At 69.8% G+C, this 10,000-nt stretch carries 10 protein-coding genes; 4 read left to right on the top strand and 6 right to left on the bottom strand.

Annotated features, from left to right (window positions below):
• Positions 1 to 672 (top strand): GGDEF domain-containing protein (locus VF536_RS13165; RefSeq protein WP_331615304.1); only part of this gene is annotated, 672 nt, incomplete at its 5' end.
• 711 nt (positions 673 to 1,383) lie between these two features.
• On the opposite strand, the gene VF536_RS13160 is transcribed toward VF536_RS13165, so the two are convergent.
• The 3 genes from VF536_RS13160 to VF536_RS13150 all read right to left on the bottom strand — a co-directional run bounded on the left by VF536_RS13160 (position 1,384) and on the right by VF536_RS13150 (position 3,658).
• Positions 1,384 to 2,676, bottom strand: coding sequence for an RNA polymerase sigma factor (locus tag VF536_RS13160; RefSeq protein WP_331615303.1), 1,293 nt, complete (start codon positions 2,674 to 2,676; stop codon positions 1,384 to 1,386).
• Between the two features lie 96 nt (positions 2,677 to 2,772).
• Positions 2,773 to 3,183 carry a VOC family protein gene (locus VF536_RS13155; protein WP_331615302.1) on the bottom strand — a complete coding sequence of 137 codons (411 nt, stop codon included), beginning with the start codon at positions 3,181 to 3,183 and terminating at the stop codon, positions 2,773 to 2,775.
• Between the two features lie 109 nt (positions 3,184 to 3,292).
• The gene (locus VF536_RS13150) at positions 3,293 to 3,658 is read right to left on the bottom strand and encodes a YciI family protein (RefSeq protein WP_331615301.1); all 366 of its coding nucleotides are present in this window, start codon (positions 3,656 to 3,658) and stop codon (positions 3,293 to 3,295) included.
• A 188-nt stretch (positions 3,659 to 3,846) separates the two neighbouring features.
• On the opposite strand from VF536_RS13150, the gene VF536_RS13145 reads away from it, so the two are divergent.
• From VF536_RS13145 to VF536_RS13135, 3 genes are read left to right on the top strand one after another with little or no spacing between them, the layout of a single operon-like run.
• Positions 3,847 to 4,986 (top strand): sensor histidine kinase, encoded by a 1,140-nt coding sequence (locus tag VF536_RS13145; protein WP_331615300.1) that lies wholly within the window; start codon positions 3,847 to 3,849, stop codon positions 4,984 to 4,986.
• 50 nt (positions 4,987 to 5,036) lie between these two features.
• Complete coding sequence (locus tag VF536_RS13140; RefSeq protein ID WP_331615299.1) at positions 5,037 to 5,837, top strand: LytTR family DNA-binding domain-containing protein; 801 nt, start codon at positions 5,037 to 5,039, stop codon at positions 5,835 to 5,837.
• A gap of 60 nt (positions 5,838 to 5,897) precedes the next feature.
• Positions 5,898 to 7,058, top strand: a complete 1,161-nt coding sequence (locus VF536_RS13135) for a GGDEF domain-containing protein (protein ID WP_331615298.1) — start codon at positions 5,898 to 5,900, stop codon at positions 7,056 to 7,058.
• A gap of 13 nt (positions 7,059 to 7,071) precedes the next feature.
• Here the strand turns inward: VF536_RS13135 and VF536_RS13130 are convergent, their stop codons facing one another.
• The 3 genes from VF536_RS13130 to VF536_RS13120 all read right to left on the bottom strand — a co-directional run.
• Positions 7,072 to 8,319 (bottom strand): nucleoside recognition domain-containing protein, encoded by a 1,248-nt coding sequence (locus VF536_RS13130; RefSeq protein ID WP_331615297.1) that lies wholly within the window; start codon positions 8,317 to 8,319, stop codon positions 7,072 to 7,074.
• Between the two features lie 106 nt (positions 8,320 to 8,425).
• A complete protein-coding gene (locus tag VF536_RS13125; protein WP_331615296.1) occupies positions 8,426 to 9,418 on the bottom strand; it encodes a two-component system response regulator in 993 nt (330 codons plus the stop codon).
• A 4-nt stretch (positions 9,419 to 9,422) separates the two neighbouring features.
• Positions 9,423 to 10,000, bottom strand: a 578-nt coding sequence (locus VF536_RS13120) for an Hpt domain-containing protein (protein WP_331615295.1), incomplete at its 5' end; no start/stop codon positions are given.

Here is a 10,000-nt window from a genome sequence, read left to right as displayed (position 1 = left end):
CAGCGGATGCGCGCGCTGCGCGAGCGCGAGGCGCGCGTGCGCATCGCCAGTCTCGCGAGCCGCGAGGCGACGGTGCAATGGCAGCTGGACGCGCGCCGCAGCGAGCGCGACCGCGCGCAGCTCGCGGACGAAGCGCTGCGGCTGGAGAAGCTGTCGATGGAGGATCCGCTGACGGAGCTCGCGAATCGCCGCAGCTTCGAGGATCACGCGCGGGCGCAGCTCGCGGGCGGCGGCGTGGTGAGCCTGGCGCTGATCGACGTCGACCACTTCAAGCAGGTCAACGACCGGCACTCGCACCTGGTCGGCGACCAGGTGCTGAGCCAGATCGCGCGGCTGATGCGTCAGCACGTGCGGGAGCACGACGTCGCCGCGCGGCTGGCGGGGGACGAGTTCGTGCTGCTGCTGCGCGGCGCGACCGAGGACATCGCGCAGCAGGCCTGCCTCCGGCTCGACGAGGCGGTGCGCAAGCACGACTGGTCGACGGTATCCGAGGGCCTGCAGGTGAGCATCAGCATCGGCGCCGCGCAGCGCCAGGACGGCGACACGCTGGAGACGTTGATGGCGCGCAGCGACGCCGCGATGTACGCCGCCAAGCGCGAGCGCAAGAGCGCCGCGATGGCGGGCACCTGGCTCACCGACGAGAGCGAAGGCGAGGGCGATTCGCCGGATTGATCGTGCGCGTCAACGGCGCGCGTCTTGATCAGATACACAAAAACCTGCGTGGCGATTTCACCGAAAAAAGAACGTGGGTGAAAGTCGACCTGTCCGGCTCGTGCAAAGAATGAACGTCTCTTTCGCACCTGCCTGTTAGGAGGCTTCATGCACTCATTCGTCGACGATCCGAAGATCGACGCTCCACATCTGGCTGCGCTCGCACCCGTCGCCAACGCTCCGGCAATCAGTCCACCGCGACCCCTGTCCGAAGGCGCTCAGCGCCACCTCCAATTTCTTCGAGAGCTCATCCGCAAGCGGGACGAAGGAAAGATGGCGCCGTGGCCCGAGGATGCGAGGGATCCAGAGAAATGGCGTGGATCGGGGCGTCCGGCGCCGGACATGCCGGAGCGCCTGCTCGCTCTCTACGCAGAGTGTCCGGAGGTGCTTGATCCCATGCCGGGGGGCTCGGACGTGGCGGCTTGGATCCGGGAGGCGCGCGGTGGTTACTGTGGTCGTTGACGCATGTGTGGCCTTGACGTGGGCGATGCCGGAGGGCGAGATCCATTGACGGAGCATGTGGAGCTCGGACTCGGGCTTCACGCGCAGGGGTTCGATGCGCTTTATCTGGATCTGGCCCGGAAGACCGGCGCCTCGCTGGCCACCGTCGACAAAGGCATGAGGTCGGCCGCCAGGCAGGCGGGCGTCACCTTGCTCTGACCCGCAGGGGCCTCAGTGCCCTTGCTCCCTCGCCCGCTTGAGCAGCAGCTCGCGCTCGCGCTCGTTGCCGGTCATCGCGGCGGCGCGTTCGAATTCCTCTTTCGCTTCGGCATTGCGACCGAGCTTGGACAGCAGGTCCGCGCGCACGCTGGGCAGCCAGTGGTACTGCTTCAGCGCGGGTTCCTCCATCAGGCGGTCGACGATCTCCAGACCGACCGCGGGGCCGAAGGCCATGGCCAGCGCGACGGCGCGGTTGAGCTCCACCACGGGCGACGGCTGCCGCACCGCCAGCGCTTCGTAGAGCGCGGCGATGCGCGGCCATTCGGTGTCCTCGGCGCGACGCGCCCGCGCGTGGCAGGCCGCGATCGCCGCCTGCAGCGCATACGGCCCCAGGCCGTGTCCGTCGTCCAGCTCAGCGGCCAGGCGATCGGCCGCTTCCAGCGCCGTCAGGCCGCGTTCGATCGCCGCCGCATCCCAGGTCGACCGGTCCTGCTCCAGCAGCAGCACCGGCTGCCCCTGCGCATCGACGCGCGCCGCGGCGCGTGAGGACTGCAGCTCCATCAGCGCCAGCAGACCCAGCACCTCGCCCTCGCGCGGCGCGAGCTTCACCAGCATGCGCGCCAGCCGCAGCGCTTCGTCGCACAGGTCCTGCCGGATCCAGCGCTCGCCGCTGGTCGCGGCGTAGCCCTCGTTGAAGATCAGGTAGAGCACCTCCAGCACGGCGGCGAGCCGTTCGGTCAGCGCCTCGCCGCGCGGCAGCTCGAAGGGCACGTTCGCCTCGCCCAGCGTGCGCTTCGCGCGGACCAGCCGCTGCGCCACCGTCGGCTCCGATTGCAGGTAGGCCCGGGCGATCTCGCCTGTCGTCAGGCCGGCCACCATCTTCAGCGTCAACGCCACGCGCGCTTCCAGGCTCAGCACCGGGTGGCAGGCGCAGAACATCAGCCGCAGGACGTCGTCACCGATCTCGCGCGCCGCGCGGTCGTCGTCCAGGTGGTCGACGAAGTCCGGCACGATCATCGCCTCGCGTGCGTCCAGCTCATGGCCGAGCTGTTCGAGCTTGTCGCCGCTCAGCTTCACATGGCGCAGGCGGTCCAGCGCACGGTGCTTGGCCGTGGTCATCAGCCAGGCGGCGGGCTTGTCCGGCAGGCCCTGCCGGGGCCAGGTCTCCAGCGCGGCAACCAGCGCGTCCTGCGCCAATTCCTCCGCCAACGGCACGTCGCGCGTCAGCCGCGACAGGGCGCCGATGATCTTGGCGGACTCCTGCCGCCAGACGGTCGTGATCGCGCGATGGGTCTCGTCGGTCATGCGCGCGATCGTACGGCCTCAGGCCGGCCCCTGCCGCAGGACATGCCGCCGCGGACGCCGCGGACGCCGCGCCGTCGGGCGCGGCCCGTCCCGTCCTCAGGCGCCGGGGAACTGCGTGATGTCCATGTACATCAGCTCCCAGATGTGCCCGTCCGGGTCGGCATACGCCTGCGAGTACATGAACCCCATGTCCTGCGGCTCGCGTGGCACGGTGCCGCCGGCGGCCAGGGCCTTGGCGATCAGCTCGTCCACCTGCGCCTTGCTCTCGCAGGACAGGCAGGTCAGCACCTCGGTCGTCGCATGCGCGTCCGAGATCCTGCGCGGCGTGAAGGTCTGGAAGAACTCCTCCACCAGCAGCATCGCGTAGATGTCGTCCGAGATGACCATCGACAAGGCCTGCTCGTTGGAGAACTGCGGATTGAACTCGTAACCCATCGCGCCGTAGAAGCGCTTGCTGCGCTCGACGTCCTTGACGGGAAGGTTCACGAAGATCTGCTTGTGGCGCATGAGGAAGCTCCAGGGTCGGGGTTGGGGGAATGCGGTGGGTATCCACACTCCCACGACGCGCAGGCCCCGCCGGTTTCGACAGACCGTCGCGCGGCCCTCGACAAATTCTTCAGGCCTTCGACTCCGCGTAGCAGGGCACCATCGAGCGGACCTCCACCGTGCACCACTCCGCCGCCGGGCACTCGCGGGCGATCGCCAGCGCCTCTTCGCGCGTCTTCACGTTCAGCCAGAAGAAGCCGCCGACCATCTCCTTGGCCTCGGCGAACGGACCGTCGATCGCCGTCATGCGGCCGTCGCGCTTGGCGACGCGGGTCGATCCGTTCACCGACTGCAGCGACTGCGCCGCGTGCAGCAGACCCTTGGCCTGGAGCTGGTCGGCGTAGGCGGTCATGCGGTCATAGGCTTCGCGGCCTTCTTCCGGCGTGCGCGCTTCGCGCTGGCCGACAGGTTCGTTGATCAGCAGGATGTAGCTCATGCGGGTCTCCGGGGAATGTGCGGGCTATTGGACACCACACGTCCCGCCCGCTGTCAAAGGTCAGGGCATGTTCGGAACATGACCGGCGACCGCTCGTCCACGCCTTCCGCCGTCGATCCGCCCGGCGCGCTGTCGATCCGTCGTTTCCCCCGGCCGGCCGGCCGCGACGGCTCCCTACACTGCAGCGCATGACTCCCGCCCCGTCCCGTCCCCTCTGGCGCGATGCCCGCCGACTGCGTGCCTCCTGGCATGCCTGGCTGAGCAACGACGTCCAGCCCAGCGGCCCCGAATGGCTGCAGTGGGTCTGGACGCTGCTGTTCTCCTGCGCGCTGGCGGTCGGGTTCACGGTCCTGGGTTTCGTCATGAACGCCCGCAGCGCCCGCTGGACCGATCCCGGGGTCTGGGCCTGGTGGTACTGGAAGAACGTCATCGTCTGCGTGATCATCGGCGTGCTCATCCAGACGCTGTTCACGATCCTCGTGCCGCTCTTCGGCGGCCGCGCCCGCGTCCGCGCGTGGGCGGACTGGAAGCGCACCGTCTTCTTCTCCGCCGTGCCCCTGCTGGGCGTGCTGATCGGCTGGGTGCCGGGCATGTGGCTGGCCGGACTGGGGAGCTGGGTCCGGATGGACTGGTCCCAGGGCGGGAAGATCATCGGCATCACCTCGGCGCTGTCCTTGTGCATCACCTTCGGGCTGCACCACTGGTTCGCGGCGAAGAACCGGCAGCTCACCGCCGAGCGCCGCGCCACCGAGGCGCAGCTGCGCCTGCTGCAGGGCCAGATCGAGCCGCACTTCCTGTTCAACACGCTGGCCAACGTCCACTCGCTGATCGACTACGACGCGCCCAAGGCCAAGGAGATGCTGGGCGCCTTCACCGCCTACCTGCGGGCGTCGCTGGGGGGGCTGCGGCGGGAGACGGGGCCGCTGGACGACGAACTCGCGCTGGCCACCGCCTATCTGACGGTGCTGCAGACGCGCATGGAAGACCGCCTGCGTTTCGAGATCCGGGCCACGCCCGAGGCCCGCCTCGTGCCGCTGTCGCCGATGCTGCTGCAGCCGCTGGTCGAGAACGCGGTCCATCACGGCCTCGAACCCAAGATCGAGGGCGGCACCGTGCGCGTCGACGCCGCGCTGGACGGCGGCTTCCTGGTGATCGAGGTGCGCGACGATGGTGTCGGTCCGGGCGCTTCGCGCCGCGCCGGCAACGGCATCGCACTGGTCAACCTGCGCGAGCGCCTGATGACGCACTACGGCGACCGCGCGTCGCTGACCCTCGAGCCCGCCGAACCCGGCTGCCGCGTCACGCTGCGCGTGCCGTTGGACGTCTGAACCTCGGACCGCCGGACCGCTTGATTCTTCCTCCCTCCTCCATGCCGACCATGACCGCACCCACCGCGCTGATCGCCGACGACGAACCCCACCTGGCCCGCGCCCTCGCGGAGCGATTGGCGGCCGTGTGGCCGGAGCTGGACATCGTCCACATCGCCCGCAACGGCCAGGAGGCCGCCGAACAGATCGCGGCGCTGCAGCCGGATCTCGCCTTCCTGGACATCCAGATGCCGGGCCTGACCGGGCTCGAGGTCGCCGAGGGCATCGAGGGCGCGACGCGCGTGGTCTTCGTCACCGCCTACGACCAGTACGCGGTGCAGGCCTTCGAGCAGGAGGCGATCGACTACGTGCTCAAGCCGGTCGAGGCGGACCGCCTCGGACGCACGGTCGAGCGCATCCGTCGCGCGCTAGCGAAGGCGGGGTCGGGCGCGGCAGGCGATGACGGCGTGGGCGGCGCGGACGCGCGGCTGCTCGCCGCCCTGCAGCACCTGAACGCACCGGCCGGCGCGACGGCCAAACCTTCCGCACTCCTGCGCTGGGTGCGCGCGACGCAGGGCGACCTGATGCACCAGGTCCCCGTCGACGAGGTGCTCTTCTTCCGCGCCGACGACAAGTACACCTGCGTCCAGACCGCGACGACCGAGTACCTGATCCGCACCCCGATCCATGAACTCGCCGCGCAGCTCGACGGCGAACGCTTCTGGCAGGTGCACCGCTCGACGATCGTGAACCTGGACCATGTCTCGGGCACGCGCCGCGACGAACTGAGCCGGTTGTTCGTGAGGGTGCGCGGCCATGCGAACGAGCTGCCCGTGAGCCGGGCCTACGTGCACCTGTTCAAGTCGATGTAGGCGAACGGGCGGTTGGCGGTCCCCGCACGGGGGTGGCGGGTCGGCGACGGCTGTCCCGTCATGGGCGCGACCTACACTGCCGGCCAGATGCCGCTCGATCCCCGCTCGATCACCGTCATGACCGCGCTGATGGCGGCGGTCATGGGCGGCGTCCTGATCGGCGTGCGGCGCAACTACCCCTCGACGATCCGCGGACTGCTGCCCTGGGCGTTCGCGCCGATGAGTTGCGCACTCGCCGCCGGCGTCTACGCGCTGCAGGGGCTGCTGCCGGAGTTCGTCGTCGCGCAGGCCGGCAACGCGCTGCTGCTCGCCGGCTGCGGGCTGTTCTATTTCGGCTCGCAACGCTTCTTCGGACAACGCGTGACCTGGCGCCTGTGGGGCGCGATCGGGCTGCTCAGCCTGGCCGTGCTGACCGGGTTCCTGATCTGGCCGGACTACCGCGTACGCATGGTGGTGTTCACCGGGACGATGACGGCCTGCGTGCTCGCGCACGCGCGGCTGATCCTGCGCGACGGCCGCGGCTTCGCCGCAAGGCTGATCGGCGCGACCCTGCTGTTGCAGGCGCTCGTGCTCATCGCGCGCGGCGCGGCGACGTTCTGGGTCGACGGCGCGCAGTCGTCGCGCTTCGCGACCACGGCGGTGCAGACGACCTACATCGCGAGCTACTGCTTCAGCGTGCTGCTGCTGAGCGTGGGCGTGCTGCTGATGGCCAGCGAGCGTGTACGCGAGGAGTTCGAGCTGCTCGCCACGCGCGATGCGCTGACCGGCGCGTTGACGCGGCGCGCGGTCCTGCAGGCCGGCGGCGAGGAGTTCGACCGCTGGCAGCGCTACGGTCAGCCGCTGTCGCTACTGCTGCTCGACATCGACCACTTCAAGCTGGTCAACGACCGGCACGGGCACCAGGCCGGCGACCGGGTGCTGGCCGGCGCGGTCGCGGTGATGCGGGAGCAGTTGCGCGTGACGGACCGGCTCGGCCGTTATGGCGGCGAGGAGTTCGTGATCCTGCTCCCCTCCACCGACGCCGCCTCGGCGCGCGCCTCGGCGGAGCGCGTGCGGATCGCGTTGGCGTCGCACGTGCCGGAGCCCGGCATCCCGCCGTGCACGGCCAGCCTCGGTGTCGCCTGGGCGCAGGCGGGGGATGCCGGCCTGGACGCGCTGCTCGCGCGCGCCGATGAGGCGCTCTATCGCGCCAAGGCGAGCGGACGCAATCGCGTCGACTGAGGCGCGCGCCGCCTCACTTGAAGAACCAGTACCCCACCAGGATCGCGCCGACCAGGCCGACGACGTCGGCCAGCAGTCCGCAGGTCAGCGCGTAGCGCGTCTTCTTGATGTTGACGCTGCCGAAGTAGACGGCCAGCACGTAGAAGGTGGTCTCGGTCGAGCCCTGGATGATCGCGGCCAGTTTGCCCTCGAAGCTGTCGACGCCGTAGGTCTTGAGCACGTCCACCATCAGCCCGCGCGCGCCGCTGCCCGACAGCGTCTTCATCAGCCCGACCGGCAGCGCCGGCACGAAGTCCGTCGGCAGCCCCATCGCCGCCACGCCGGCGGCGATGCCCTTCACGACGAACTCCATGCAGCCCGTCGTGCGGAACACCGAGATCGCCACCAGGATCGCGATCAGGTAGGGAATGATCTGGATCGCGACGCCGAAGCCTTCCTTGGCGCCCTCCACGAAGGACTCGTAGACGTTGATGCGGCGCCACGCGCCGACGGCGATGAACATCACGATGATGCTCAGGATCACGCCGCTGCCGAGCAGGCCGATGTACTGCGACATCACCTCCGGCGGATAGCTGTGCAGCCAGCCGAAGACCGCCGCCATGATCGCGATGAAGCCGCCGACGAACACCAGCACCGGCGCGCTGAACAGGTTGATACGCTGCACCCAGGCCACCGCGATCAACCCCGACATGAAGGAGATGAAGGTCGCCACCAGCGTCGGCAGGAAGATGTCCGCCGCGTTGAAACCCACCAGTCCCTGATCGACCGCCATCGCCTGGCGGATCGCGATCACCGAGGTCGGGATCAGCGTGATGCCCGCGGTGTTCAGCACCAGGAACATGATCATCGCGTTGCTGGCGGTGTCCTTCTGCGGGTTGAGCTCCTGCAGCTCCTTCATCGCCTTCAGGCCCAGCGGCGTGGCGGCGTTGTCCAGGCCGAGCATGTTGGCCGAGAAGTTCATGACCATCGAGCCGCCCGCGGGGTGGCCGCGCGGCACCTCCGGGAAGATGCGGCCGAAGAACGGCCCCATCGCGCGGGCGAACAGCTGGATCACGCCGGCGTTCTCGCCGACCTTCATGAGGCCCAGCCACAGGCTCATCACGCCGACCAGGCCGAGCGAGATGTCGAAGCCGGTCTTGGCGGTGTCGAAGATGCCGGTGAGCACCTGCGTGAAGATGGTCAGGTCGCCCTGGACCAGCCGCGCCAGCGCGACCGCGAAGCCGATCAGGAAGAACCCGATCCAGATGAAGTTGAGCACCATGGGGGCGGATTATTCCGGCCCCGCGCGCCTCGGGCCGCTGCGACTGGGGATTGCGAGCATCACCTTGTGGGGGCGGGTCATAACCGGGGCGCCCGGCTCCCGGCGCTCATTCCTCTTCCAGGAACCGCTCCCGCACTTCCAGGACCTGCGGCAGCACGCCGATGAAGAGCTCCACCAGCGCCGGGTCGAAGTGCCGGCCCGCCTGTGCGCGCAGGTGCTCGACCGCCTGCTCGATGGGCCACGCCGGCTTGTAGGGCCGGATGCTGGTCAGCGCGTCGAAGACGTCGGCGATGGCGACGATGCGGGCTTCCTGCGGGATCGCTTCGCCGGCCAGGCCCTCGGGGTAGCCGCTGCCGTCCCACTTCTCGTGGTGCGCCAGCGCGACGCGGCGCGCCAGGCCCAGCAGCCCCGTCGTCTGGTCGCCGAGGATCTCGGCGCCGATGGCCGGGTGGCGGCGCATCACCGTCCACTCGGCTTCGGTGAGCGGCCCGGGCTTCTGCAGGATCGCGTCGGGAATGCCGAGCTTGCCGACGTCGTGCATCGGCGCGGCATGCAGCAGGTCATCGGCCTCCTGGTCGGTCCAGCCGGCGGCCAGCGCCAGCAGCTGGGAGTAGTGGCTCATCCGCACCACGTGCCAGCCCGTCTCGTTGTCCTTGTACTCGGCCGCGCGGCCCAGCCGCTGCACGATCTGCAGCCGCGTCTCGCGCAGTTCGTCGGCGCGCACCAGCGACAGGTGGGTGCGCACCCGCGCGCGCACGACCGGCGGGCTCACCGGCTTGGCGATGTAGTCGACCGCGCCGGCCTCGAAGCCTTCGGTCTCATCACGCGAATCGGCCAGCGCGGTGACGAAGATCACCGGCGTACGCTTCGTCGCCGGCTGCGATTTCAGCACCCGGCAGACGTCGAGGCCTGACATGCCCGGCATCATGATGTCCAGCAGGATGAGCTGCGGGGACTCGGTCTTCGCGAGTTCCAGCGCCTTCTGCCCGTCGCGCGCGAACAGCAGCCGGTAGTCGTCCTGCAGCACATGTCGCAGCACCTGCAGGTTGGCGGGCTCGTCGTCGACGAGCAGCAGCTTGGGACGATGGTCGGCGGTCATGGCCTCACCCTTGCGCGCCGTTGCCCGCGGCCGAGGCGGCGTTCAGCTGCGTGCGCAGCGACTGCAGGAGCAGCAGCGCGGCGTCGAAGTCGAAATCATCAAGCGCCTGGGCCAGCGGCGCAACACGGTCGGCGCCGAAGGCGGCGCGCAGAGCGGCCAGCGACTCGTCGTCGAGCTCGCTGCGCTTGAGCGCCGCGGCCAGCCGGTCGATCAAGGTCTTCTTCTCGCGCAGGGCCTGCGCCACGGCGACCGCCGCGGCCGACGGTTCCGCCATCGGCATGGGCGCGCTCGCGGCGAAGCCGGACGGCGTGCCGTCGAGTTCCGCGACCGCGTCCAGCGTGTTCTGCAGGGCCAGCGCCAGCGTGTCCACCAGCGCCATCAGGTCTTCCTGCTTGCCGAGCCGCAGCGCCGATTCCACCGGCTGCGCGGCGGCGAGCAGCCCCGGCATCGCCAGGCTGCCGGCCACGCCGCGCCAGCGGTGCACCAGCCCGCGCATCTCGATCCATTGCCGGCCCTGCGTCAGTTGATGCAGGCGTGCGACGCCGTCGCGCTGCTCCTCGGCGAAACGGCGCAGGCCACGTT

Source organism: Roseateles sp., from assembly GCF_036486225.1.
In the GTDB taxonomy this organism is placed as follows: Bacteria; Pseudomonadota; Gammaproteobacteria; order Burkholderiales; family Burkholderiaceae_C; genus Roseateles.
This window is presented reverse-complemented; position numbering and strand designations above follow the sequence as displayed.

What these genes read in the sequence shown, in the direction of transcription:
- VF536_RS13160 (WP_331615303.1), bottom strand. Translation starts at nt 2,676, where the DNA reads ATGACCGACGAGACCCATCGCGCGATCACGACCGTCTGGCGGCAGGAG.
- VF536_RS13155 (WP_331615302.1), bottom strand. Translation starts at nt 3,183, where the DNA reads ATGCGCCACAAGCAGATCTTCGTGAACCTTCCCGTCAAGGACGTCGAG.
- VF536_RS13150 (WP_331615301.1), bottom strand. Translation starts at nt 3,658, where the DNA reads ATGAGCTACATCCTGCTGATCAACGAACCTGTCGGCCAGCGCGAAGCG.
- VF536_RS13145 (WP_331615300.1), top strand. Translation starts at nt 3,847, where the DNA reads ATGACTCCCGCCCCGTCCCGTCCCCTCTGGCGCGATGCCCGCCGACTG.
- VF536_RS13140 (WP_331615299.1), top strand. Translation starts at nt 5,037, where the DNA reads ATGACCGCACCCACCGCGCTGATCGCCGACGACGAACCCCACCTGGCC.
- VF536_RS13135 (WP_331615298.1), top strand. Translation starts at nt 5,898, where the DNA reads ATGGGCGCGACCTACACTGCCGGCCAGATGCCGCTCGATCCCCGCTCG.
- VF536_RS13130 (WP_331615297.1), bottom strand. Translation starts at nt 8,319, where the DNA reads ATGGTGCTCAACTTCATCTGGATCGGGTTCTTCCTGATCGGCTTCGCG.
- VF536_RS13125 (WP_331615296.1), bottom strand. Translation starts at nt 9,418, where the DNA reads ATGACCGCCGACCATCGTCCCAAGCTGCTGCTCGTCGACGACGAGCCC.